This window comes from Streptomyces sp. NPDC002994 (assembly GCF_040611155.1).
GTDB lineage: Bacteria > Actinomycetota > Actinomycetes > Streptomycetales > Streptomycetaceae > Streptomyces.
The window spans coordinates 56,308-81,705 of sequence record NZ_JBEXNQ010000021.1; the positions used below are offsets into that span (position 1 = coordinate 56,308).

23 protein-coding genes are annotated in these 25,398 nt (G+C 68.4%); 1 reads left to right on the top strand and 22 read right to left on the bottom strand.

Going from position 1 to position 25,398, the window contains the following annotated elements:
- Positions 1-118 precede the first annotated feature (118 nt).
- Entirely contained in the window at positions 119-1,969 is a 1,851-nt protein-coding gene (locus tag ABZX79_RS26170; protein WP_355262420.1) for a glycoside hydrolase family 18 chitinase, read from the top strand.
- Positions 1,970-2,037: 68 nt separating this feature from the next.
- Here the strand turns inward: ABZX79_RS26170 and ABZX79_RS26175 are convergent, their stop codons facing one another.
- The 22 genes from ABZX79_RS26175 to thrC form a co-directional block, all read right to left on the bottom strand.
- On the bottom strand, positions 2,038-2,484 hold the full coding sequence (locus ABZX79_RS26175) for a DUF2550 domain-containing protein (protein ID WP_214971977.1): 447 nt from the start codon (positions 2,482-2,484) through the stop codon (positions 2,038-2,040).
- Positions 2,485-2,622: 138 nt separating this feature from the next.
- Positions 2,623-2,997 (bottom strand): F0F1 ATP synthase subunit epsilon, encoded by a 375-nt coding sequence (locus tag ABZX79_RS26180; RefSeq protein ID WP_355262423.1) that lies wholly within the window; start codon positions 2,995-2,997, stop codon positions 2,623-2,625.
- Between the two features lie 141 nt (positions 2,998-3,138).
- On the bottom strand, positions 3,139-4,581 hold the full coding sequence (gene atpD, locus ABZX79_RS26185) for a F0F1 ATP synthase subunit beta (protein ID WP_214971971.1): 1,443 nt from the start codon (positions 4,579-4,581) through the stop codon (positions 3,139-3,141).
- Positions 4,581-5,498, bottom strand: coding sequence for a F0F1 ATP synthase subunit gamma (locus tag ABZX79_RS26190; RefSeq protein WP_355262427.1), 918 nt, complete (start codon positions 5,496-5,498; stop codon positions 4,581-4,583). Before ABZX79_RS26190 ends, atpD begins: the two co-directional genes overlap by 1 nt.
- Before the next feature lie 20 nt (positions 5,499-5,518).
- Positions 5,519-7,114 carry a F0F1 ATP synthase subunit alpha gene (atpA, locus tag ABZX79_RS26195; protein WP_355262430.1) on the bottom strand — a complete coding sequence of 532 codons (1,596 nt, stop codon included), beginning with the start codon at positions 7,112-7,114 and terminating at the stop codon, positions 5,519-5,521.
- Positions 7,115-7,242: 128 nt separating this feature from the next.
- Positions 7,243-8,058 (bottom strand): F0F1 ATP synthase subunit delta, encoded by an 816-nt coding sequence (locus tag ABZX79_RS26200; protein WP_355262433.1) that lies wholly within the window; start codon positions 8,056-8,058, stop codon positions 7,243-7,245.
- Complete coding sequence (locus tag ABZX79_RS26205) at positions 8,055-8,603, bottom strand: F0F1 ATP synthase subunit B (RefSeq protein WP_355262435.1); 549 nt, start codon at positions 8,601-8,603, stop codon at positions 8,055-8,057. The genes ABZX79_RS26200 and ABZX79_RS26205 overlap by 4 nt, the downstream gene beginning before the upstream one ends.
- Before the next feature lie 41 nt (positions 8,604-8,644).
- The gene (locus ABZX79_RS26210; RefSeq protein ID WP_138894101.1) at positions 8,645-8,890 is read right to left on the bottom strand and encodes a F0F1 ATP synthase subunit C; all 246 of its coding nucleotides are present in this window, start codon (positions 8,888-8,890) and stop codon (positions 8,645-8,647) included.
- A 73-nt stretch (positions 8,891-8,963) separates the two neighbouring features.
- Positions 8,964-9,779 (bottom strand): F0F1 ATP synthase subunit A, encoded by an 816-nt coding sequence (atpB, locus tag ABZX79_RS26215; RefSeq protein WP_355262439.1) that lies wholly within the window; start codon positions 9,777-9,779, stop codon positions 8,964-8,966.
- Positions 9,780-10,001: 222 nt separating this feature from the next.
- A complete protein-coding gene (locus ABZX79_RS26220; protein ID WP_355262442.1) occupies positions 10,002-10,436 on the bottom strand; it encodes a hypothetical protein in 435 nt (144 codons plus the stop codon).
- Between the two features lie 285 nt (positions 10,437-10,721).
- Positions 10,722-12,059: an MraY family glycosyltransferase gene (locus ABZX79_RS26225; protein WP_355262445.1), complete on the bottom strand. Its 1,338-nt coding sequence runs from the start codon at positions 12,057-12,059 to the stop codon at positions 10,722-10,724.
- A gap of 105 nt (positions 12,060-12,164) precedes the next feature.
- Complete coding sequence (gene glyA / locus ABZX79_RS26230) at positions 12,165-13,427, bottom strand: serine hydroxymethyltransferase (RefSeq protein ID WP_355262448.1); 1,263 nt, start codon at positions 13,425-13,427, stop codon at positions 12,165-12,167.
- A gap of 310 nt (positions 13,428-13,737) precedes the next feature.
- Positions 13,738-14,388, bottom strand: a complete 651-nt coding sequence (locus tag ABZX79_RS26235; protein ID WP_214971949.1) for a protein-tyrosine-phosphatase — start codon at positions 14,386-14,388, stop codon at positions 13,738-13,740.
- The gene (locus tag ABZX79_RS26240; protein WP_355262452.1) at positions 14,385-15,032 is read right to left on the bottom strand and encodes an L-threonylcarbamoyladenylate synthase; all 648 of its coding nucleotides are present in this window, start codon (positions 15,030-15,032) and stop codon (positions 14,385-14,387) included. Before ABZX79_RS26240 ends, ABZX79_RS26235 begins: the two co-directional genes overlap by 4 nt.
- Positions 15,033-15,076: 44 nt before the next feature.
- Positions 15,077-15,922 carry a peptide chain release factor N(5)-glutamine methyltransferase gene (gene prmC / locus ABZX79_RS26245; RefSeq protein WP_215133566.1) on the bottom strand — a complete coding sequence of 282 codons (846 nt, stop codon included), beginning with the start codon at positions 15,920-15,922 and terminating at the stop codon, positions 15,077-15,079.
- 51 nt (positions 15,923-15,973) lie between these two features.
- Positions 15,974-17,062 carry a peptide chain release factor 1 gene (gene prfA, locus ABZX79_RS26250; protein ID WP_355262455.1) on the bottom strand — a complete coding sequence of 363 codons (1,089 nt, stop codon included), beginning with the start codon at positions 17,060-17,062 and terminating at the stop codon, positions 15,974-15,976.
- 114 nt (positions 17,063-17,176) lie between these two features.
- Entirely contained in the window at positions 17,177-17,395 is a 219-nt protein-coding gene (gene rpmE / locus ABZX79_RS26255) for a 50S ribosomal protein L31 (protein ID WP_069926921.1), read from the bottom strand.
- A 136-nt stretch (positions 17,396-17,531) separates the two neighbouring features.
- Positions 17,532-18,644, bottom strand: coding sequence for an LCP family protein (locus ABZX79_RS26260; RefSeq protein ID WP_355262459.1), 1,113 nt, complete (start codon positions 18,642-18,644; stop codon positions 17,532-17,534).
- Positions 18,645-18,753: 109 nt separating this feature from the next.
- Positions 18,754-20,427, bottom strand: coding sequence for a trypsin-like serine protease (locus tag ABZX79_RS26265; RefSeq protein ID WP_355262614.1), 1,674 nt, complete (start codon positions 20,425-20,427; stop codon positions 18,754-18,756).
- A gap of 325 nt (positions 20,428-20,752) precedes the next feature.
- Positions 20,753-22,822 (bottom strand): transcription termination factor Rho, encoded by a 2,070-nt coding sequence (gene rho, locus ABZX79_RS26270; protein ID WP_355262461.1) that lies wholly within the window; start codon positions 22,820-22,822, stop codon positions 20,753-20,755.
- 334 nt (positions 22,823-23,156) lie between these two features.
- Positions 23,157-24,077, bottom strand: coding sequence for a homoserine kinase (gene thrB / locus ABZX79_RS26275; protein WP_215133561.1), 921 nt, complete (start codon positions 24,075-24,077; stop codon positions 23,157-23,159).
- A 248-nt stretch (positions 24,078-24,325) separates the two neighbouring features.
- On the bottom strand, positions 24,326-25,396 hold the full coding sequence (gene thrC / locus ABZX79_RS26280; protein ID WP_355262464.1) for a threonine synthase: 1,071 nt from the start codon (positions 25,394-25,396) through the stop codon (positions 24,326-24,328).
- Positions 25,397-25,398 lie beyond the last annotated feature (2 nt).

The following is a 25,398-nucleotide window of genomic DNA, read 5'->3' on the forward strand; positions in this document are numbered from 1 at the left end:
CAGACCTTCCTACGCTCACCGCACCGCAGTGGTGAGCGTGTCATGACAACAGGTGTGCTCGCCGAGCGGCGCAGGTCCTATCCCCGTTCACCGCCGGACCTCTCTCTTGGGAGCACCCTTGAGTACAACCACCCCCCTACGCACCCGTTTCAGAACCAGAGCGGCAGCCGGTCTCACCGCGCTGATCGTCCCGCTCGCCGCCATGGTCGGCCTGGCCTCCCCCGCGCAGGCCGCCACCTCGGCCACCGCCTCGTACACCAAGGTCTCCGACTGGGGCACCGGCTTCGAGGGCAAGTGGACGGTGAAGAACACCGGCACCACCACCCTCAGCACCTGGACCGTGGAGTGGGACTTCCCCGCCGGTACGTCCGTCACCTCCGCCTGGGACGCCGACGTCACCAACTCGGGCAACCACTGGACCGCCAAGAACAAGAGCTGGGGCGGCAACCTCGCGCCCGGCGCCAGCGCGTCCTTCGGCTTCAACGGCACCGGCTCCGGCTCCCCCAGCGGCTGCAAGCTCAATGGCGGGTCGTGCAACGGCGGTTCCGTGCCCGGTGACACTCCGCCGACCGCACCCGGCACGCCTTCCGCGAGCACCATCACCGACACGTCGGTGAAGTTGTCGTGGACCGCCGCCACCGACGACAAGGGCGTCAAGAACTACGACGTGCTGCGCGACGGCGCCAAGATCGCGACGGTGACAGCGACGACGTACACGGACAGCGGGCTCACCGCCGGCACCGACTACTCGTACTCCGTGCAGGCCCGTGACACCGCCGACCAGACGGGCCCGGTCAGCGGCGCCCGCGCGGTCAGGACCACCGGCGGTGGCACCGACCCGGGGCCCGGCCCCGGCGACCAGGTCAAGCTTGGGTACTTCACCGAGTGGGGCATCTACGGACGCAACTACCACGTGAAGAACCTGGACACCTCGGGCTCGGCCGGCAAGATCACGCACATCAATTACTCGTTCGGCAACGTCCAGGGTGGCAAGTGCACCATGGGCGACAGCTTCGCGGCGATAGACAAGGCGTACACCGCCGACCAGAGCGTCGACGGCAAGGCCGACACCTGGGACCAGCCGCTGCGCGGCAACTTCAACCAGCTGCGCAAGCTCAAGGCGAAGTACCCGAACATCAAGGTGCTGTGGTCGTTCGGCGGCTGGACCTGGTCCGGCGGCTTCACCGAGGCCGTCAAGAACCCGGCCGCGTTCGCCGACTCCTGCTACAAGCTGGTGGAGGACCCGCGCTGGGCCGACGTCTTCGACGGCATCGACCTGGACTGGGAGTACCCGAACGCCTGCGGTCTGTCCTGCGACACCAGCGGCCCGGCCGCGTTCAAGAACATGATGCAGGCGATGCGCGGCAAGTTCGGTACGAACAACCTGGTCACCGCCGCCATCACGGCCGACGCCTCGGCCGGCGGCAAGATCGACGCCACCGACTACGCCGGAGCGGCCGCGTACTCCGACTGGTACAACGTGATGACGTACGACTTCTTCGGCGCCTGGGCCGCGAAGGGCCCGACGGCTCCGCACTCCCCGCTGACGTCGTACCCCGGCATCCCGCAGGCCGGCTTCAACTCGGCCGAGGCCATCGCCAAGCTCAAGGCGAAGGGCGTCCCCGCGAAGAAGCTGCTGCTCGGCATCGGCTTCTACGGGCGCGGCTGGACGGGTGTGACGCAGAAGGAGCCGGGTGGCACCGCGACCGGCGCGGCCGCCGGTACGTACGAGTCCGGCATCGAGGACTACAAGGTCCTCAAGACCAAGTGCCCCGCCAACGGTACGGTCGCGGGCACGGCGTACGCCCACTGCGGCACCGACTGGTGGAGCTACGACACCCCCGCCACCATCGGCTCGAAGATGAGCTGGGCGAAGGGGCAGGGCCTGGGAGGCGCGTTCTTCTGGGAGTTCAGCGGCGACACCGCCAATGGCGAGCTGGTGACCGCGATCAACAACGGTCTGAAGTAGTAAAGAAGGCTTGAAATAGTCGGGGGGACGGGTCCTGTGACCCATCCCCCCGACTATTTCTTCGCCGTCTACGCCACGTTGACGCGCTGGCCCGGAGGCGCGGCCTCCAGCCAGGCGAGGAAACCGGTGAGAGCGTCCTCGCTCATCGCCAGTTCCAGCCGCGTACCGCGGTGCGAGCAGCCGAGGATGCAGGCGTCGGACAGCAGCGCCAGCTCCTCCTCGCCCTCGGGGGAACGGCGCGAGAGCACCTCGATCGCCGAGCGTTCGAGGGTGCGGCGCGGGCGTGGGGCGTACGAAAAGACGCGGAACCAGTCGATGCGGTCGCCGCTGTAACGGGCGACGCCGTACACCCATCCCTTGCCGGAGCGGTCGGGCTCCTCGGGGATGTTCCAGCGCAGACTGCAGTCGAAGGTGCCGCCGGAGCGCTGGATCAGCCGCCGGCGCAGCCCGAAGACGAAGAGTCCCACCAGTACCAGCGCGACTACCGAGCCGCTCACGAGCAGAGCGAGGAACATCTCCACCGACCTCCTCGCGTCATCTCGTCCAGTACCGGCAACAAAACAAAACTTTGCAGATGTATCGCCTCAGCCGCGACCCGCCCTGGAGTATCCAGTACGGGCCGCGGCTGAGGTCAAAACTCGTCGTCGCGAGACTCAGTGTCCCGCAACCGCGCGCAGTCGGACGTCGGCGCGGCGCTCGGCGGCGGCATCCGCCTCCGACTTCGCCCGCTCCAGCGCCCGCTCGGCGCGCGCGGCGTCGATCTCGTCCGCCAGCTCGGCGATCTCCGCGAGCAGAGACAGCTTGTTGTCGGCGAAAGAGATGAAACCGCCGTGCACCGCGGCGACGACGGTGCCGCCGTCGCTCGTACGAATGGTCACCGGGCCCGACTCCAGCACACCAAGCAGCGGCTGGTGACCGGGCATGACGCCGATGTCGCCGGACGTGGTGCGCGCGACAACCAGGGTGGCCTCGCCGGACCAGACGTTACGGTCCGCCGCGACCAGCTCGACGTGCAGCTCAGCAGCCAAGGTGGCTCCTCGGGTCACCACCCGGCGGTTGTGCCGGGTGTTGGGTCAATTCTAGGGGGCGTACGGAGAGGGGCGGGACGCACCCGCCCCTCTCCCACGAGTCGCGTGAGTCACTTCCGTGACTCACGTGGCTCACTTCGTTCAGGAGACGCCGAGCTCCTTGGCGTTGGCCTTGAGGTCCTCAATGCCACCGCACATGAAGAACGCCTGCTCGGGGAAGTGGTCGTACTCGCCGTCGCAGATCGAGTTGAACGCGGCGATCGACTCGTCGAGCGGCACGTCCGAACCGTCCAGGCCGGTGAACTGCTTGGCGGCGTGGGTGTTCTGCGACAGGAAGCGCTCGACGCGACGGGCGCGGTGGACAACAAGCTTGTCCTCTTCGCCCAGCTCGTCGATACCGAGGATCGCGATGATGTCCTGGAGGTCCTTGTACTTCTGCAGGATTCCCTTGACGCGGCTGGCCGCGTCGTAGTGGTCCTGCGTGATGTAGCGGGGGTCCAGGATGCGGGACGTCGAGTCCAGCGGGTCGACCGCCGGGTAGATGCCCTTCTCCGAGATCGGACGCGACAGAACGGTCGTCGCGTCCAGGTGGGCGAAGGTGGTCGCCGGCGCCGGGTCGGTCAGGTCGTCCGCGGGGACGTAGATCGCCTGCATCGAGGTGATCGAGTGACCACGCGTCGAGGTGATGCGCTCCTGGAGCACACCCATCTCGTCAGCCAGGGTCGGCTGGTAACCCACTGCGGACGGCATGCGGCCGAGCAGCGTGGAGACCTCGGAACCGGCCTGGGTGAAGCGGAAGATGTTGTCGATGAAGAGCAGCACGTCCTGCTTCTGCACATCGCGGAAGTACTCCGCCATGGTCAGGGCGGACAGGGCGACGCGCAGACGCGTGCCCGGCGGCTCGTCCATCTGGCCGAAGACCAGCGCGGTCTTGTCCAGAACACCCGAGTCCGTCATCTCGTCGATGAGGTCGTTGCCCTCACGGGTGCGCTCACCGACACCGGCGAACACGGAAACACCCTCGTGCAGCTTCGCCACACGCATGATCATTTCCTGGATGAGGACCGTCTTGCCGACGCCCGCACCACCGAACAGACCGATCTTTCCACCCTTGACGTACGGGGTGAGAAGGTCGACGACCTTCAGGCCGGTCTCGAACATCTCGGTCTTGGACTCGAGCTGGTCGAAGGCCGGAGCCTTGCGGTGGATCGGCCAGCGCTCAGTGATCTGAGCCTCGGCCTCCGGGTCGTTCAGGATCTGACCAAGGGTGTTGAACACCTTGCCCTTGGTGATGTCACCGACCGGCACCATGATGCCCGCGCCCGTGTCGGTCACCGGGGCCTGGCGGACCAGACCGTCGGTGGGCTGCATCGAGATCGCGCGGACGACGCCCTCACCGAGGTGCTGGGCGACCTCGAGGGTGAGCAGCTTGCGCGCACCCTCCTCGGCCGGGTCGTCGACCGAGACGTGCAGTGCGTTGTAGATCTCCGGCATCGCGTCGACGGGGAACTCCACGTCGACGACCGGGCCGATGACCCGGGCGACGCGGCCCGTGGCGGCGGCCGTCTCAACAGTGGTCGTCATTACTTGTCACTCCCCGCGGTCGCGTCGGCCAGAGCGCTGGCGCCACCGACGATCTCGCTGATTTCCTGGGTGATTTCGGCCTGGCGGGCCGCGTTGGCAAGCCGGGAGAGGCTCTTGATGAGATCCCCGGCGTTGTCGGTCGCCGACTTCATCGCACGGCGGCGGGCGGCGTGCTCGGAAGCGGCGGCCTGGAGCAGTGCGTTGTAGATACGGCTCTCGACGTAGCGCGGCAGAAGGGCGTCGAGGACGTCCTCCGCCGACGGCTCGAAGTCGAACAGCGGAAGGATCTCGCCCTTCTTGCTGTTCTCGTCCGCTACCTCGTCGAGCGAGAGCGGCAGCATCCGGTTCTCCACCGGGTTCTGCGTCATCATCGACACGAATTCCGTGAAGACGATGTGCAGCTCGTCGACACCGCCCTCGGCCGTCTCCGTCTGGATGGCCTCGATCAGCGGTGCGGCGATGTTCTTGGCATCCCCGTACGACGGGCTGTCGGTGAAGCCGGTCCACGACTCCGCGACCTTGCGCTCGCGGAAGTTGTAGTAGGCGACACCCTTGCGGCCGACGATGTACGTGTCGACCTCCTTGCCCTCGCCGGCGAGGCGCTCACGGAGCCGCTCCGCCGCCTTGATGGCGTTGGAGGAGTAGCCGCCGGCCAGACCGCGGTCGCTCGTGATGAGCAGAACCGCGGCGCGGGTCGGCGCCTCGACCTCGGTGGTCAGGGGGTGCTTGGTGGTGGAGCCGGTCGCCACCGCGGTCACCGCACGGGTGAGCTCGGTCGCGTACGGCATCGATGCCGCCACCCTGCGCTGCGCCTTGACGATGCGCGAGGCGGCGATCATCTCCATCGCCTTGGTGATCTTCTTGGTCGCGGTGACGGCTTGGATGCGACGCTTGTAGACCCGGAGCTGCGCTCCCATGAGTCAGGTCCCTTCCGTCGTCACTTGGAGACGTTGACGGCCGGCGCGTCCTCGCCCAGGAGCTGCCCGTCCGAGGTCTCGAACTGCCGCTTGAACGCCTTGATCGCATCGGCGACGGACTGCAGCGTGTCGTCCGACATCTTGCCGCCCTCGCGAATCGAGGTGAGGAGCTCCTTGCGCTCGCGGCGCAGGTAGTCCAGCAGCTCGGACTCGAAGCGGCGGATGTCCTCGACCGGTACGTCGTCCATCTTGCCGGTGGTGCCGGCCCAGACGGAGACAACCTGCTCCTCGACCGGGACCGGGGCGTACTGCGGCTGCTTCAGCAGCTCGACCATGCGCTTACCGCGCTCCAGCGACGCCTTGGAGGCCGCGTCCAGGTCGGAACCGAAGGCGGCGAACGCCTCCAGCTCACGGTACTGGGCGAGGTCCACGCGCAGTCGGCCGGAAACCTGCTTCATGGCCTTGTGCTGGGCGGAGCCACCGACACGCGAGACCGAGATACCGACGTTCAGCGCCGGGCGCTGGCCCGCGTTGAACAGGTCGGACTCCAGGAAGCACTGGCCGTCGGTGATGGAGATGACGTTGGTCGGGATGAACGCCGACACGTCGTTCGCCCTGGTCTCGACGATCGGCAGACCGGTCATCGAACCGGAACCCATGTCGTCGGAGAGCTTGGCGCAGCGCTCCAGCAGACGCGAGTGCAGGTAGAAGACGTCGCCCGGGTAGGCCTCGCGGCCCGGCGGACGGCGCAGCAGCAGCGAAACCGAGCGGTAGGCGTCGGCCTGCTTCGACAGGTCGTCGAAGATGATCAGGACGTGCTTGCCGGCGTACATCCAGTGCTGGCCGATGGCCGAACCGGTGTACGGGGCGAGGTACTTGAAGCCGGCCGGGTCGGAAGCCGGGGCGGCGACGATCGTCGTGTACTCGAGCGCGCCCGCCTCCTCCAGCGCACCGCGAACGGACGCGATGGTGGAGCCCTTCTGGCCGATGGCGACGTAGATGCAGCGCACCTGCTTGTTCACGTCGCCCGAGCGCCAGTTGTCGCGCTGGTTGATGATCGTGTCGACAGCCAGAGCGGTCTTGCCGGTCTGACGGTCACCAATGATCAGCTGACGCTGGCCACGGCCGATCGGCACCATCGCGTCGACGGCCTTGTAGCCGGTCTGCATCGGCTCGTGGACCGACTTGCGGACCATGACGCCGGGGGCCTGCAGCTCGAGGGCGCGACGGCTTTCGGTCGCGATCTCGCCGAGACCGTCGATCGGGTTGCCGAGCGGGTCGACGACGCGGCCGAGGTAACCCTCGCCGACGCCGACGGAGAGGACCTCACCGGTGCGCTGCACCGGCTGTCCCTCCTCGATACCGCTGAACTCGCCGAGGACGACGACACCGATCTCGCGCTCCTCAAGGTTGAGGGCGAGACCGAGGGTGCCATCCTCGAACTTCAGCAGCTCGTTCGCCATGGCCGAGGGAAGACCCTCGACCTTCGCGATGCCGTCGCCGGCAACGCTTACCGTTCCGACCTCCTCGCGCGAGGCCGCGTCCGGCTGGTACGACTGGACAAAGTTCTCCAGCGCGTCCCGGATCTCCTCCGGCCGGATCGTGAGCTCCGCCATCTGGGTTCCCTGCTCTCCTTGTTGGGCCCGAAGTTCTTGGGGGTCTGGGGGCCGTCCCCCAGGAATCTTCTGCAATCTCTGCACGGCCCAACCGGGCCGCTGGTGATACGTGTTCAGTTACTGGCTGGTCAGCCGGCCATGCGGCGGGTCGCCTCTTCGAGACGGTCCGCGATGGTCCCGTTGATGACCTCGTCACCGACCTGTACCTGAATCCCGCCGAGGACCTCGGGGTCCACTTCGAGGTTCAGGTGCATCTGGCGCCCGTACAGCTTCGCCAGTGCGGCGCCGAGGCGCTGCTTCTGCTGGTCGGTGAGCGGCACCGCCGTGGTGACGACGGCGACCATACGGTCCCGGCGCGCCGCGGCGAGCTTGGACAGGGACTCGAGTCCCGCCTCCAGGCTACGTCCACGCGGCTGAACCACGAGACGCACCACAAGACGCTCGGTGACCTGCTGGACCTTGCCGCCGAGCAGGCTGCGCAGCAGCTCGCTCTTGGCGGACACCGAAGCCGCCTTGTCGGTCAGCGCGGACCGCAGCCCGGTGTCGGACGCGACGATCCGGCCGAACCGGAACACCTCGTCCTCCACGTCGTCGAGTACGCCGGCCTGCTGCGCCGCGGTGAGGTCGGCGGTGTCCGCCAGCTCCTCGATCGCGTCGACCAGGTCACGCGACCGCGACCAGCGGGGGCGGACCATGCCGGAGACCAGGTCGGCGGCTTCGCCACCCACCTGACCGCTCAGCAGTCGCGCGGCCAGGTCGGCCTTGGCCGATCCGGCCTGCGCCGGGTCGGTCAGGACCCGACGCAGCGACACCTCGCGGTCGAGCAGCGCGGTGACGGCGGCCAGGTCGCCAGCGAGCTTCGCAGCGTCGACCGACGTGGTGTCGGTCAGCGCGTCGAGACGCTCACGTGCGGCAGCCAGTGCCTCGCGGCTCGCTCCGTTCATCGGGCAGCCTCGGCCTTCTCCTCGAGCTCGCTGAGGAAACGGTCGATGGTGCGGCTCTGCCGGGCGTGGTCCTCGAGGGACTCGCCGACGAGCTTGCCGGCCAGGTCGGTGGCGAGCTTGCCCACGTCCTGACGCAGCGACTGTGCGGCCTGCTTGCGGTCCGCCTCGATCTGGGCGTGGCCTGCGGCGATGATTTCCTCGCGCTGGCGCTGACCCTCTGCCCGAAGTTCTTCCTTCAGGACAGTGCCCTGCTCAAGCGCCTCCTGGCGCATGCGGGCAGCCTCGTGGCGGGCCTCGGCGAGCTGAGCCTTGTACTGCTCAAGCACGCTCTGGGCCTCGGTCTGAGCTGCATCGGCCTTCTCGATGCCGCCCTCGATCGCCTCGCGACGCTCTTCCAGAACCTTGTTGATGTTCGGGAGGAGCTTCTTGGTAAGGAAACCGAAGACGATGAAGAAGGCGATCAGGCCAATGACGATCTCGGGGACCGCCGGGAGGAGGGGATTCTGCGTCTCCCCCTCTTGCGCCAGCTCTAGGAGAGCGATCACTTCATTGCCTTTCGTCGAATCGGGCAGTTGGAATGCCGCGATTAGTCGACCGGGTAGACGAACGGCATGACGAGACCGATGAGGGCAAGCGCCTCACAGAGAACGAAGCCGAGGATCTGGTTCGCACGGATCAGGCCGGCCGCCTCGGGCTGGCGGGCCAGCGCCTGGGTGCCGTTTCCGAAGATGATGCCGACGCCGACGCCGGGGCCGATGGCGGCGAGGCCGTAGCCGATCGCACCGAGGTTGCCCGTGATGTTGACTGCGGCGAGGGTCTGGAGAGCGGACATGCCGTTTCTTCCTTCTCTTTCAGAACCGGTGGGGGTTGGCCACCGGACGACTATCGGGGGTGGTGCCGGCTGGTCAGTGGTGCTCGGCGAGAGCGCCCTGGATGTAGTTGCAGGCCAGCAGAATGAAGACGTAGGCCTGCAACGCCTGGATGAACAGCTCGAAGGCGGTCAGCAGGATGACCATCACGAAGGAGATGCCGGCGTAGGCGATACCGATGCCGTTGAGCAGGTACCAGCTCGCGATGGTGAAGATCAGCAGCAGCACGTGACCGGCGAACATGTTCGCGAACAGTCGCACCGCGTGCGTGAACGGCCGGATCAGCAGGTTCGAGAAGAGCTCGATCAGCATGACGACCGGCAGGACCGGGCCGAGCGACTTGTCGTAACCGGCGATGTTCTTCCAGCCGCCGACGAATCCGTGACGCTTGAAGGTCACGCTGACCCAGATGACGTACACGATCAGCGCCAGCGCCACCGGGAATCCGATGATCGACGGCACCGGGAACTGGGCGACCGGAACAATGGCCCAGATATTCATGATCCAGATGAAGAAGAACAGCGAGACCATGATCGGGACGTACTTTTCGCCCTCGCGCTTGCCGAGCGTCTCGTAGACGACGCCGCGGCGGACGAAGTCGTAGCCGGCCTCGGCCACCATCTGGAGCTTTCCGGGAACCAGCTTCGGCTTGTTGAAGGCCGCCCAGAAGAAGCCGACGACGAGGATGGTGCTCAGCAGGGCCAGCAGCATCGGCTTGTTGAAGTCGACGCCGCCGGCGGTGAACATCGGCTCGAACAGAAAGGAGTGCAGGCCAGGAGCCGGGAAGCCGCACCCGTCGAAGATGTGGCAATCGGTCTCGAAGGCGAGCACCGTCGTCGGGTCAGCACTCACCGCGGGCTCCTTCAGCGTGGCGCATAGGTACGGCAACCTCGTTGTGTCGGCGCGGCAAGCAGCCGCTGGTCGGCACTGGACTGGTGTTACGGATGGGGGGCGGCTCAGGCATAGAGCCTCGCGATGGAGCAGGCGTCAGCTCGAATGCCCGCGCCCGCAGTGCCGCAGTTGGAACCGGACGATAGCAGGATCTCGAACGCGGACTTATCCCGGCCCTACCCCTCACGTCGACGGCCCAGTGTTTTCGGGCTTCTTGCCGTCGGACGCTTCCGGATCGACGTAAAGAATCTTCGCCTTCATATGGGCGCGGATCTGTGCCGCGACCCATACAACGGTCGCGACGATCAGCGAGATGGCGAAGGCCCTCGGATTGAACAACGTCGTGTTCTTGAACACGGCGACAAAGATGAAGAGCAGCAGCAACTGTGCCGTGTAGAGCATCAGCCCCATGGCCTGGAACAGGTGCGGCAAAGATTTGGCAGTGCGTTCCAGGACGAACAGTCCGATGCCCATGAAGAGCATCACCACCAGCGTTCCGACGACCGCTCCGATCGCTCCCTTGCCGCCCGCGACCACAGCGCTGACCACGACGGCGACGGCGCCGGCGGCAGCGGTGGGCAGGGCTACAGGGAGGAGATTTCGGGCAGTGGACGGCATGGCGGTAACTCCGCTTGCTGGTGGGGGCAGTAGAGGTCGTCAGGGACGAGCGTAAGCGGGGACTGAGGTGTCACCTCACGCCCAAAGAGCCGTCGCACTACGGCCCTTGGGCTCTGTCGCCCGGTCTCGTGAACGGTATCACAAACTATTTGATGAGGTCTTTACCAAGCGGTGTGCCAACTGTCACACATGAGAGTGACACCGCCCGTCTGTGCACGACAACTCGGCCCTTTGTCTGCTATTGGCGCCTGACGCGGCAAATCGGCAGCGGGACGTCAGGGGACGTCATCGGGACGTTCCGGCCTTACGCCGCTCGGGGAAGCGCGAACGGGGCCCGATCGCGGTCGCCCCGTTGACGCCCGCCGGGATCGGGGTGCGCTCCTGCGGCTCCTCCACCGCCCCACAGACCTCTGCCGCCTCCTGCGTCTCGTACGCCGCCGAGGAGAATGCCCTGCTGCTCCGGCGGTAGCGCGGCGGAATGAAGGACTCCGCCCAGCGCGGGGCGCGCGGTGTGAAGCGCGGGAGGAGCAGCAGCACCAGGCCGACCGCGCTGAGCGCGACGATGCCGAGCAGGATCCACATGCTCGCCGAGTGCACGGAGTACGCGACGGCACCGAAGGCGATCAGGGCCGACCAGAAGTACATGATCAGCACGGCGCGGCTGTGCGAGTGGCCGATTTCCAGCAGCCGGTGGTGCAGGTGACCGCGGTCCGCCGCGAACGGGGACTTGCCCTGCCAGGTACGCCGCACGATCGCCAGCAGCAGGTCCGCGACCGGAATCGCGATGATCGTCAGCGGCAGCAGCAGCGGGATGAACACCGGCAGCATCGCGTGCGTGACCTCGCGCTGGCTTCCCGTGAAGAGCCCGAGCCGGTCCGGGTCCACCTGGCCGGTGATCGAGACGGCGCCCGCCGCCATCACCAGGCCGATGAGCATGGATCCCGAGTCGCCCATGAAGATGCGCGCCGGATGCATGTTGTGTGGCAAGAAGCCGAGGCACATGCCCAGCAGGATGGCGGCGATAAGGGTCGCCGGAGCGGCTTCCTCGATGCCGTATCCGTACCAGAGCCGGTACGCGTACATGAAGAACGCCGCCGAGGCGATGCAGACCATGCCGGCGGCCAGGCCGTCGAGGCCGTCGACGAAGTTCACCGCGTTGATGGTGATGACGACGAGCGCGACCGTGAGCAGATTGCCCTGCCAGGCGGTCACCGAGACGGGGCCGACGCCGGGCACCGGCAGCCACAGGATCGTCAGACCCTGCATGACCATCACGCCGGCGGCGATGAACTGGCCGCCCAGCTTGATCAGCGCGTCGATCTCGAACTTGTCGTCCAGTACGCCGATGAGCCAGATCACGGCGGCGCCCGAGAGCAGCGCCCGCGGCTCGTTCGACAGATCGAAGACACTGCTGAGGTTCTGCAGGTGGTCCGCGACCAGCAGCCCGGCGCACAGACCGCCGAACATCGCGATGCCACCGAGCCGCGGTGTCGGCTCCCGGTGCACGTCGCGAGCACGGATCTCCGGCATCGCGCCGGTCGCGATGGCGAACTTCCGCACCGGTCCGGTCAGCAGGTAAGTCACCGCCGCCGTGACACAGAGCGTCAGCAGGTATTCACGCACGGGCTGCCCCACAGGTATCGACGGCCATCTCAGCCCCACACCCTAGCTTCGCGACCACATGCTTCAGGACATTCGGGTATCCGCAGATGGTTGCACGACTCGCTCTCAGGCGGGATACGGCGGAAAAACAGCGGCCAGATCGCGTACTTCCGCTGCCGCCTCCCGGCCGTCCCCCCGCAAAGCCAGTGAGAAAAGCTCCGCGATACGCGCCATCTCGGCCTCGCCCATCCCCTGGGTGGTGACGGCCGCGGTGCCGAGGCGCAGGCCGCGCTCGTCGCCGTACGGGAGAGCGCAGCAGTCCAGCACCAGACCGGACGCCGCCAGCCGGCCGCGTGCGGTGCGGCCCTCCACGCCCAGCGGGGCGGGATCCGCGGTGATCAGGTGGGTGTCCGTGCCGCCGGTGGTGACGGCGAAACCCTGCGCCGCCAGGCCGTCGGCGAGTGCGCGCGCGTTGGTGACGACCTGATGGGCGTACGTCGAGAAGGCGGGCGTCGCCGCCTCCCCGAACGCGACCGCCTTGGCGGCCACCGAGTGCATCTGGGCGCCGCCCTGGGTGAAGGGGAAGACCGCGCGGTCGATGCGCTGGGCGAGCTCCGCGCCGCACAGCAGCATTCCGCCGCGCGGGCCGCGCAGCACCTTGTGGGTGGTGGCGCAGACGACATCGGCGTACGGGACCGGATTGGGCGCCGCTCCCCCGGCGACCAGGCCGATGGGGTGCGCGGCATCCGCGATGAGGTACGCCCCGGCCTCGTCGGCGATCTCGCGGAACTGCGCGTAGTCCGGGTGCCTGGGGTAGGCGATTGACCCGACGACGATGGCCCTGGGGCGGTGCGTACGGGCGAGGAGGCGCACCTGGTCGTAGTCGATGAGACCGGTGTCGGGGTCGACGCCGTACCCGATGAAGTCGAACCAGCGGCCGGAGAAATTGGCCGGGGAGCCATGGGTGAGGTGTCCCCCGTACGGAAGCCCCATGGCGAGCACGGTGTCACCGGGACGCAGCAGGGCGGCGTACGCGGCGAGGACGGCGGCGGAGCCGGAGTGCGGCTGGACGTTGGCGTGCTCGGCGCCGAAAAGGCTCGCGGCGCGCTCGACGGCGATGCGCTCGGCGACGTCGACCAGCTCGCAGCCGCCGTGATGGCGGGCGCCGGGGTAGCCCTCGGCGTACTTGTTCGCGAGCGGGGAGCCGAGGGCCGCGAGGACGGCGGGCGAGGTGAAGTTCTCGGCCGCGATCAGCTGGAGGCCGGTGGCTTCGCGTTGGAGTTCACCGAGGATGACGTCGGCGATCTCCGGGTCTTGACGGCGGAGCTCGTCGAACCCCTTCCCGAGGGCGGCGTGCTCCTGCTGAACGGGTGCGGCGGTGACCGGCATGGCTGGCTCCGGGCCTGGCGAAGGGGTGCGGCCCCTCCAATGTAGGCCGGGCCAGGTCGCTCCGCCCGCCGTACGCGGCGTTCTCTTTACCCCGGTCCTCAGACGCCGGACGGGCTGGATGGTGCCGCTGAGCGGCAAGCAATGTGCCCGCCGAGCGGGCAATTCCGCCCGAGCGCAAAATCCAGCCCGTCCGGCGTTTGAGGACCGGGGTCTGGGGCGGAGCCCCAGCTACCCCCGGCGCCTTCAGCCCCTCCGGCGTTTGAGGAGCGGGGCTGGGCAGCGCCCCAGTTCAGGGAGGGGAAGAACACCCTCAGCCCGTGCGGGCCGGCATCCCCGTCAGCGCGGTGACGACCGGGTCCAGCGCCGTGTTGATCTCGTCGCCGATCGACCGGAAGAAAGTGATGGGCGCCCCGTACGGGTCGTACACCTCGTCGGCCTCGACACTCGGAGCCAGCAGCCACCCCCGAAGCGCCGCCGCAGCCCGCACCAGGGCCCGCGCGCGCTCGACCACGCCGTCCTGAAGGGGGTCAGGCAGAGTCGCCGGGTCTATGGCCCGTACGAGCCGCGTGAACTCCTTCAGCGTGAAGGTGCGCAGGCCCGCCGAATGGCCCATCGAAATGACCTGCGCCCGATGGTCCCGCGTCGCGGTCAGCACAAGGTCCGCGCGGATCACGTGCTCGTCGAGCAGCTCACGCCCGGTGAACCCCGCCGCATCCGCCCCGAAGTCGGCAAGCACCGCGGCGGCGTTGGCCTCCATGGGCGCGCCTTCGTGCCCCCACGTGCCCGCGCTCTCCACCACGAGGCCACGCGTCAAAGGGTCGCCCAGCCGGTCGATGAGGCCATGGCGAGTCAGCCGCTCGGTGATCGGCGAGCGGCAGACGTTGCCGGTGCTGACGTGGAGGATACGGAAGGTGTCGCTGGTGCTGCCTTCGGCTATGCCACGCCCGTCAAGGGCGGTCAACTGGCCACCTCGAGGTCGGGTACGACCTTGCGCAGTTCCTCGGCGGACAGCGCGCCGACTCGCAGCAGGACCGGGGCCTTGCCCGTGACGTCGACGATCGACGACGGGACGATCCCGGGAGTGGGGCCGCCGTCGAGGTACACGGAGACAGAGTCGCCCAGCATCGCCTGCGCCGCGTCGCAGTCCTCCGGCGCCGGGTGTCCCGTGAGGTTGGCGCTGGAGACCGCCATCGGGCCGAACTCGGTCAGCAGCTCGATCGCGACCGGGTGCAGCGGCATGCGCACGGCCACCGTGCCACGCGTCTCGCCCAGGTCCCACTGAAGGGACGGCTGGTGGCGGGCGACGATGGTCAGAGCTCCCGGCCAGAACGCGTCGACAAGCTCCCACGCCTGCTCGGAGAAGTCCGTGACCAGCCCGTGCAGGGTGTTCGGCGAGCCGATGAGGACGGGCGTGGGCATGTTGCGGCCACGGCCCTTGGCCTCCAGGAGGTCGCCGACGGCCTCCGCGCTGAAGGCGTCGGCCCCGATGCCGTAGACGGTGTCGGTCGGCAGGACGACCAGCTCGCCACGACGGACGGCGGCCGCGGCTTCACGAAGACCGGTCTTGCGGTCGGTCGCGTCGTTGCAGTCGTATCGCCGTGCCATTTAACGGGCCTCCTCGTGCGGGAACTGGTTTTTACGGCCGGCGGTCACGGCATGGCCTTGCGGGCGGTCGCGAAGCGGGGCCGGTTGTTGAGGTCGGGGTGGTCGGCCGCGTCGGCCCAGCCACGCTCCTCGGTGAAGATCCACGGCACCTGGCCGCCCTGGGTGTCGGCGTGCTCGATGACGACGACGCCGCCGGGCCGCAGCAGCCGGTGCGCGGTGCGCTCGATGTGGCGGATCAGGTCGAGGCCGTCCTCGCCGGAGAAGAGGGCCATCTGCGGGTCGTGGTCGCGGGCCTCGGGAGCGACGTACTCCCACTCGGTGAGCGGGATGTACGGCGGGTTGGAGACGACCAGGTCCACCTGCCCGTCGAGCTCCGGGAGGGCGTCTTTGGCGTCGCCCTGGTGGATGGTGACGCGCGAGCCCTCGGCGTTCTTGCGGGTCCACTTGATGGCGTCGTCGGACAGCTCCACGCCGTGCACGCGCGAGCGCGGCACCTCCTGCGCCATGGCGAGCGCGATGGCGCCCGATCCCGTGCACAGGTCGACGATGAGCGGCTCGACGACGTCCATGGCCCGTACGGCGTCTATCGCCCAGCCGACGACCGACTCGGTCTCCGGTCGCGGTACGAAGACGCCTGGGCCCACCTGGAGCTCCAGGAAGCGGAAGAAGGCGCGTCCGGTGATGTGCTGCAGCGGCTCGCGGGCCTCGCGGCGCGCGACGGTCTCCCAGTAGCGCGCGTCGAAGTCGGCGTCCTTGACGTTGTGCAGCTCTCCCCGCTTGACGCCGTGCACGAACGCGGCGAGCTCCTCCGCGTCGAATCGCGGTGAGGGCACGCCGGCGTCGGCCAGCCGCTGGGTGGCCTGAGCCACCTCGGCGAGCAGCAGATTCATCCCGGTCCTCCGACTTGCAGGGGGCTTTACTGGCTTACTGGCGTTCCTGGCTTACTGGCTCTCCTGGGCCGCCGCGAGCTTCGCGGCGGAGTCGGCGTCGACGCACGCCTGGATCACTGCGTCCAGTTCGCCGTCGAGTACCTGGTCCAAGTTGTACGCCTTGAAGCCCACGCGGTGGTCCGAGATCCGGTTTTCCGGGAAGTTGTACGTACGGATCTTCTCCGAGCGGTCAACCGTGCGGACCTGGCTGCGGCGTACGTCCGAGGCTTCCTGCTCGGCCGCTTCCTGGGCCGCGGCGAGCAGCCGCGAGCGCAGGATGCGCATGGCCTGCTCCTTGTTCTGGAGCTGGCTCTTCTCGTTCTGGCAGGAGGCGACGACGCCGGTCGGCAGGTGCGTGATGCGTACGGCCGAGTCGGTGGTGTTGACGGACTGGCCGCCGGGGCCCGACGAGCGGTAGACGTCGATACGGAGATCGTTGGCGTGGATCTCCACGTCGACCTCCTCCGCCTCGGGGGTGACCAGCACGCCGGCCGCGGAGGTGTGGATGCGGCCCTGCGACTCGGTGGAGGGCACGCGCTGCACGCGGTGCACGCCGCCCTCGTACTTCATCCGCGCCCAGACGCCCTGGCCGGGCTCGGTCGCGCCGTTGCCGCCCTTGGTCTTCACGGCGACCTGGACGTCCTTGTAGCCGCCGAGCTCGGACTCGGTGGCGTCGATGATCTCGGTCTTCCAGCCGACGCGCTCCGCGTACCGCAGGTACATGCGGAGCAGGTCGCCGGCGAACAGGGCCGACTCGTCGCCGCCCGCGCCCGCCTTGACCTCGAGGATGACGTCCTTGTCGTCGCTGGGGTCGCGCGGGACGAGGAGCAGGCGGAGCTTCTCCGTGAGCTCGTCGCGCTGCTTCTCCAGCAGCTTGAGCTCGGCGGCGAAGTCCGGGTCGTCGTGGGCGTATTCGCGCGCCGTGACGATGTCCTCGCCGGTCAGCTTCCAGGCCCGGTACGTCCCGATGATCGGGGTCAGCTCGGCGTAGCGCTTGTTCAGCTTGCGCGCGTTCGCCTGGTCGGCGTGGACCGAGGGATCGGCCAGCTTCTTCTCAAGATCGGCGTGCTCGCCGATCAGATCCTCGACCGCCTCGAACATCTTCGGGCTCCTGGGTTGCAAAAAAGATAAGGGAACTGCGGCCTGTGCGTCACGACAAAGCGCCGGTCCTCCCCACCCCTGTACGGAGCGGCCGAGGACCGGCGCAGTGGCTCGCTACTTCGCGGCGGCAGCCTTGCCGAAGCGGGCCTCGAAGCGGGCCACACGGCCACCGGTGTCGAGGATCTTCTGCTTGCCCGTGTAGAACGGGTGGCACTCGGAGCAGACCTCGGCGCGGACGGTGCCGCTGGAGATCGTGCTGCGGGTGGTGAACGTCGCGCCACAGGTGCAGCTGACCTGGGTCTCGACGTACTCGGGGTGGATTTCGCGCTTCAAGGTGTCTCCTAGTTTCGGGAGGGCGCCGGGTCGCACGCGCGGATTGCGCGGACGTGAACCGGGGCCGACGTACCAGTCTGCCAGCACTGGCCGCATCTCCCAAAACCGGGGACGGTGCGGAACTATTCCCATCCCGCTACTGGCTCTGTACGACCTTGCCCGCGCCGCCCTGGTCGCCCGCCGAGCCCTTGGTCGCGGAGGCCGGTACGGGCCTGTCCTGGCGCAGCGCGTCCCAGACCCGCTTGGACTGGCGCTGGAGCGGCAGGACGCGGTTGGGGTCGGCCGGGTCGTACCGTACGGGCAGCGTCACCATCTTCATGTCGCCCGGGCCGATGCCCTTGAGGCCGCCCGCGAAGCTCACCAGCTCGTTGACCGAGGCGAGGTCGGAGTCGGTGGTGACGGTCTTGGTCGCGCTGTCGGCCAGGTCGTACAGCTTCTTGGGGCTCGTGAGGAGTCCGACGTCCTTGACCTGGTTGATCAGCGCCTTCATGAAGGCCTGCTGGAGCTGGATGCGGCCGAGGTCGCTGCCGTCGCCGACGCTCTTGCGGGTCCGTACGAGACCGAGCGACTGCTCGCCGTCGAGGGTGTGCGTGCCGGGCTTCAGGGCGAAGTGGCTCTTGTCGTCGTTGATGGACTGGGTGGTGGTGATCTCCACGCCGCCCAGATCGTCGACGAGCTTCTTGAAGCCGGTGAAGTCGACCTCGACGTAGTGGTCCATGCGGATGCCGGACATCTTCTCCACGGTCTTGACCGCGCAGGCCGGGCCGCCCACCTGGTACGCCGTGTTGAACATCCGGTGCTCGCCGCCGGGGACGGTCCCGCCGCCGCTGTCCGAGGTGCACGTGGGGCGGGTGATCAGGGTGTCGCGCGGTATCGAGACAAGGCTGGCCTTCTTGTGACCCTCGTACACGTGCATGACCATCGCGGTGTCGGAGCGGGCGCCGCCCTCGTCCTCCCCGTACTTCGCGTTGTCGCCCGAGCGCGAGTCGGAGCCGAGGACGAGGATGTCCAGGGAGCCGTTGTCGACGTCGTCGGGGCGGTCGCCGCCGAGCTGGGTGTTGATGTCAACAGCCTGGAGATTGCCGTTGAGCTTGAAGTACACGTAGCCGAGTCCGGTGCCGCCCAGCAGCACCGCTCCCGCCGCGGCCCACGCCGTGACGGTGGCCGCCTTCGTGCGGACACTGGGTTCCTTCCGGCGTCTGCCGGTCCCCCGTATTCGGCTGCTCCTGGTCTGCTGCTGCTCGGACATCCGTGAAGGGTTGCACAACGTCCTGTGGCCCCTGCTGGGGGCAGGGGCCACAGGACGTCGTTCGAACGGTCCGGCGCAAAGGGGTCAAAGGCCCCTCTCACCAGGGTTTTCAGCCAAAGATGTTGTACTGCTGCCAGCCGGTCCCGATGGTGATGCGTGTGGCGAAGATCTCCGAGGAGGCCTTGCCGGTGCCCGGGTAGAGGTACAGCGTGCCGCCGGGCGTACGGGCCAGGTAGTCGGCCTTGCCGTCACCGGTGACGTCACCGGCCGCGTCGAAGGCGTTGTAGCCGCTCCACGTACGGACCTTCTGCTTGGCCGCGAAGGCGGTCGTGCCGGCCTTGCCCGTGCCCTTGTAGAGGAACATCTCGGACGTGCTGGCCTTGCGCACGATCAGGTCGGCCTTGCCGTCACCGGTGAAGTCACCGTTGCCGCGCACCGAGTTGAACTGGCTCCAGCCGGTGCCGACCTGGACACGCGCCGAGAAGGTGCCGTTGCCCTTGCCCGGGTAGATCCACAGGACACCCGCGGAGTCGACGGACAGCAGGTCGGGCACGGCGTCGCCGGTCACGTCACCGGGAACGATGATCTGCTTCCTGGAGCCCCAGCCGGACGCGATCTTCGTGTCGGCCCACTGCTCGGTGGACGGCACGAAGTGCTGCCACCAGACGTCACCGGACTTGGTCCGGAAGATGAGGTCCTCGTAGTCGTCCCGGTTGAGGTCGGTCTGGAGGATCACATTGGTGTTGCCGTAGTCGCCGACCGGTTCGCGCGTGGCGAACGAGGTGCCCTTGGACGCGTAGTAGTAGAGCGTGCCGTCGGAGGCGCTGCGACGGGCCAGCACGTCGGACCGGTGGTCGTTGGTGATGTTGGCGTCGTCGACGCGCGGAACGACGGAGCCGGCGTACCAGCTCACCTTGGAGTAGACGCTGTACGCGCCCTCCTCCACGCAGTCCTCGATGCCCCACGAGACCACACCGACGATCTTGCCGCCGACGACCAGGGGGCCGCCCGAGTCGCCGTTGCAGGCGGTCTCCGTGCCCTCGTCCTGGCCGCTCGCGGGGTTGCCCGCGCAGACCATGTGCTTCGGGATGAACTCGCCACCGAGCTGCCAATCGGCGCACGTGGCGTCGGAGTTGATCGGCAGGCTCGCCTTCTTCAGCGTCGGCGAGATGTCGTTGTTGGTGGAGGAGGTACGGCCCCAGCCGTAGACCGTGGCCATGGTCCCCGGCTTGTACGACGTGGTGTCGTCCGACTTCGTGATGTTGATCGGCTTGGCCGTGACCGGGTAGGCCAGGGTCAGCACCGCGATGTCGTTGTCGAGCGTGTAGTCGCTGTACGACGGGTGGTTCCACTGGCGCCAGACACCGGTGACGGTGCCGCCGTGGTTCGCGTCGGTCGCCAGCGTCTCGGTGCCGGTGACGACGACACCCTTGTTCTTCCAGTCCGCGCCCTTGACGCAGTGCGCCGCGGTGAGGATCTTCGTCGGCGCGATGACGGCGCCGCCACAGAAGAAGGAGTTGTCGCCGTCCTCGTAGAAGAGCTGCGCCATCCACGGGGCGGAGCTGATGCTGGTCTCCGTACCGCCGATGACCTTCGGGTCGACCGAAGAGTCCGACGAGCCCGACGAGCCGGAGAACTTCGCGCCCTTGGACGGCTCCTCGGCCTTCTTGGCCGCGGCCTCCAGACGCGCTTCCAGCTCGGCCTGCGTGGCCGAGCTGATGGCCGGCTTGATCGTGGGCTTGGGCAGCGGCTCGGCGGCGGCGTTGGCCGGGGCCATCAGCATCGCTCCGGCGACGGCTACCGCGATCGCGACGGCCGCGGTCGGCACGGCTATGCGTATCCGGCGGCGGTGCTTGCCGCCCTGCTTGCCAGAGATCACTCGGGACTCCTGATTCAGATATCGATGAGGCGCCCCAAATGGATCCCCCCACCTGTGGCCGACCGATCGTATGACCGACTCCCGTACACCAACAGCCACTTGTGACCAACCAGTGAACACAACTTGGCAACATCTGCGCGCGGAGGACGTTTATGTCCGGACACGACAAAGCCGCCCCGCCACTTTCGTGACGGGGCGGCTCAGTTGGCGCTGTTCACGCCGACGGCGGTTAGTCGCCGCCGTTGCCCGAAGGAGTCGTCTTCGCGATCTGCATCAGGAACTCGGCGTTCGACTTCGTCTGCTTCATCTTGTCCAGCAGGAGCTCGATCGCCTGCTGCGAGTCGAGTGCGTGCAGCACCCGGCGCAGCTTCCAGACGATGGCGAGCTCTTCCGCGTTGAGGAGGATCTCCTCCTTACGGGTGCCGGACGGGTCGACGTCCACAGCCGGGAAGATGCGCTTGTCGGCGAGCTTCCGGTCGAGCTTGAGCTCCATGTTGCCGGTGCCCTTGAACTCCTCGAAGATCACCTCGTCCATGCGCGAGCCGGTCTCGACCAGCGCGGTGGCCAGGATGGTCAGCGAGCCGCCGTCCTCGATGTTGCGCGCCGCACCGAAGAAGCGCTTCGGCGGGTAGAGCGCGGTCGAGTCGACACCACCGGACAGGATGCGTCCGGAGGCGGGAGCCGCGAGGTTGTACGCACGGCCCAGACGGGTGATCGAGTCCAGCAGGACGACCACGTCGTGACCCAGCTCGACGAGACGCTTGGCGCGCTCGATGGCCAGCTCGGCGACGGTGGTGTGGTCCTCGGCCGGGCGGTCGAAGGTCGAGGAGATGACCTCGCCCTTCACCGACCGCTGCATGTCGGTGACCTCTTCGGGACGCTCGTCGACGAGGACGACCATCAGGTGGCACTCGGGGTTGTTGACGGTGATCGCGTTGGCGATCGCCTGCATGATCATGGTCTTACCGGTCTTCGGCGGGGCCACGATCAGGCCACGCTGGCCCTTGCCGATCGGCGCGACGAGGTCGATGATCCGGGTCGTCAGGACGCCCGGGTCGGTCTCGAGGCGCAGTCGGTCCTGCGGGTACAGCGGCGTCAGCTTGTTGAACTCCGGGCGCCCGCGGCCGGAATCGGCCGCCATGCCGTTCGAAGAGTCCAGGCGGACAAGCGCGTTGAACTTCTCGCGGCGCTCGCCGTCCTTGGGCTGGCGGACGGCGCCGGTGACGTGGTCACCCTTGCGCAGGCCGTTCTTGCGGACCTGGGCCAGCGACACGTACACGTCGTTCGGGCCCGGCAGGTAGCCGGACGTACGAATGAACGCGTAGTTGTCGAGGATGTCCAGGATGCCCGCGACGGGGATCAGGACGTCGTCGTCGGAGACCGGCGGCGCGTCGCTGCCGAACTCCTCGCGGCCACGACGGCCCCGGCGGTCGCGGTAGCGGCCGCGGCGGCCACGACGGCCACCCTCGAAATCGTCGTCGTCCTGCGGTCCGGCGCCCTGGGGGCCGCCCTGGCCCTGGCCCTGGCCGCCTTGGCGCTGCTGGCGCTGGCCGCCCTGGTCGTCGCCCTTGCCGCCACGGTCACGGCGGTCGCCACGGTCCTGGCGGTCGCCACGCGCGCCGTCACCACGGTCGCCGCGGTCACGCTGGCGGTCGCCGCGCTCGCGGCGGTCGCCGCGCTGACCGCGCTCCTGGCGGTCACCCCGGCGGCCCTCGGATGTGTCGACTGCTGCCTCGGCCTTGGCCTCGGGCTGCGTGTCGGTCCTCGGCTCGGTCTTGACGTCGCCCGTGGGCTCGGCCTTCACCTCGGTGGCGACGGCCGTGTCGGGGCTGCCCGCCTGGGCGGTCGCCCGACGCCGGCGGCGCTCGCCGGCCGGCTGGTCGTCACTGGCGGGCTGACCGGGAATTTCGATCTGCTGCTGGGCCACAGCCTTCTCGGCGGCGGGCGCGGCGGCCGGGGCCGCAGCGGCCTCGTCTCCCGTACGAGCCTTGGAGGTGGCGCGGCGCTTCGGCTTGGTCTCGGCAGCGGAGCCGGCCGTGTCGGCGCTCTTCGCCGGGGCAGAGCCGCCGGCCTGCGTTTCCTTGATGACCTCGATCAGCTGGCTCTTGCGCATACGCGCGGTGCCCCTGATGCCGAGGCCGGACGCGACCTGCTGCAGCTCGGCCAGGACCATGCCGTCGAGGCCGGTGCCGGAGCGGCGGCGCCGTGCGGCACTACCAGTGGCAGCACCTGCGGCGGACGCGGTGTTGTCGACATTCTTGTCGGCAGTCACGCCCATCAGATCGGTGGTGTCGCTCACGAAGGGTCCTTCCCTGGAGCGGACGTCGGCCTGTCTGGCTCGGCGACCGGTTGTGCTGTCCGACTGCGGTCTTGGTAAACCGTGCCGGGGCGGTGGTCCGCCGGATATGGCGGAGGAATAACGTGCTGGGGGTCCGGCTCTTGCATTACCGGTTCCGGAGCGTGCTCGAAACTGCTCAGGCAGGCTGCTCAGGCAGTTGGGGAGGCTCCCGGAAGAATGGTGGTCCCGAACGGGGACACGGTGCACCGCGCCACAAGGACGCCGGGTGCAGACTTGAGATTAACACTACCGGATCCAACAAATATTCCCCCTCTCGTTCACCGGCAATCGCGTGTCACTGCGCTCCGAGCGGCAGAACACTCGCTCCGGCGGCGTCGAGAGCCAGCCGGTTGGCCGCCCACCCCTCGCCCGCCAGCTGTGCGACCTTGTCGGCCGCACTGTCCTCGACCAGCGCGAGCACCGTGGGGCCCGCGCCGGAGATGACTGCGGGGACGCCGTCCGCGCGCAGTCGGTTGACCAGGGCCAGGCTCTCCGGCATCGCCGGGGCACGGTAGTCCTGGTGGAGTCGGTCCTCGGTCGCGGCGAGCAGCAGCTCGGGACGCCTGGTCAGGGCCTCTACGAGCAGGGCGGCGCGGCCGGCGTTGGCGGCGGCGTCCACATGGGGGACGGTGCGCGGCAGCAGGCCGCGGGCGGTCTCGGTCAGCACCGGCTTTCCGGGGACGAAGACCACCGGAACGACGGAAGCCGCGGGGTCCATCCTGATCGCCCTGGCCGCTCCCCCGTCGGTCCAGGCGAGCGTGAAGCCGCCGAGCAGGCAGGCGGCGACGTTGTCGGGGTGCCCCTCGATCTCGGTCGCCAGCTCCAGCAGCGCGGCCTCGTCGAGGCGCGCGTCGCCGCCTATGGTCACGGCGCGCGCGGCGACGATGCCGGCGCAGATGGCGGCGGAGGAGGAGCCGAGGCCGCGGCCGTGCGGGATGCGGTTGGCGCAGACGACCTCGAGGCCGCGCGGCTGTCCGCCGAGCAGGTCGAAGGCGGTGCGCAGCGACCGTACGAGCAGATGGCTCTCGTCGCGGGGCAGCGTCTCGGCGCCCTCACCAGCGATGTCTACATGCAGCCCGGAGTCGGCGACCCGGACGACGACATCGTCGTACAGCCCCAGCGACAGGCCCAGGGCATCGAAGCCGGGACCAAGATTTGCGCTGGTGGCGGGGACGCGCACCCTTACGGCGGCGGCGCGGAACGCGGGACCGGCCATCGCTCGACGACTCTCCTTGTGGGACTGCGAGATTTTGACGAAGTACGAACACCCGAAGGCCATGACGGCAACAGCACCGCGGCATATGCGGCGGGGCGGGTTCAGTACAGCCTATCGAAGGAAGGTTCAGTGACGACATAGGGCGCACAGGAGGCGCACGATGCGTGTCGCGAGCCATCCTGTGCGCCTATGTCTGGGCTTACGGGGTTTTACGTCTCCCCACGGCTGCCCACGGCTGCCCACGCCGCCTACACGAGGCCGAGGCGCTCCGCGGCCGTGGCGGCGTCCACGGGCACCGTGACGGGCTGCGGCGCTCCGGCCACCGCCCAGTCCGGGTCCTTGAGGCCGTTTCCGGTCACCGTGCACACGATCTTCTGGCCCGGGTCGACCTTGCCCTCGTCGGCTGCCTTGAGCAGACCGGCGACGCTGGCTGCCGAGGCGGGCTCGACGAAGACGCCCTCCTGCGCGGCCAACAGCCGGTAGGCGGACAGGATCTGCCGGTCCGTCACCTCATCGATGAAGCCGCCCGACTCGTCCCGGGCCTCAAGGGCGTACTGCCACGAGGCGGGGTTGCCAATGCGAATCGCGGTGGCGACGGTGTGCGGGTCCTTGACGACTTCGCCGCGCACGATCGGCGCCGAGCCGGAGGCCTGGAAGCCCCACATTCGGGGGTTGTGCGTGGAGATCTTGTCGGCCGCGTATTCGCGGTACCCGCGCCAGTACGCCGTGATGTTGCCGGCGTTGCCGACGGGAAGTACGTGAATGTCCGGGGCGTCACCGAGCCGGTCGACAATCTCGAAGGCGGCGGTCTTCTGCCCCTCGATGCGGACCGGATTCACCGAATTCACCAGCGCGACGGGGTAGTTGTCCGACAGGCTGCGGGCCAGCGTCAGACAGTCGTCGAAGTTGCCGTCGACCTGGAGGATCTTGGCGCCGTGCACGAGCGCCTGTCCCATCTTGCCGAGCGCGATCTTGCCCTGCGGCACGAGGACGGCGCAGACCATCCCGGCGCGTACGGCATAGGCGGCGGCCGAGGCCGACGTGTTGCCGGTGGAGGCGCAGATGACGGCCTTCGCGCCCTCCTCCTTGGCGCGGGTGATCGCCATCGTCATGCCGCGGTCCTTGAAGGACCCGGTCGGGTTGGCGCCCTCGACCTTGAGGTACACCTCGCAGCCCGTGCGCTCGGAGAGGACCTGCGCCAGTACGAGCGGCGTGCCACCCTCGCCGAGCGTGACGACCGGCGTCGTCTCCGTCACCGGAAGACGGTCCCGGTACTCCTCGATGATGCCGCGCCACTGGTGGGTGCCGATGCTGGTCATGG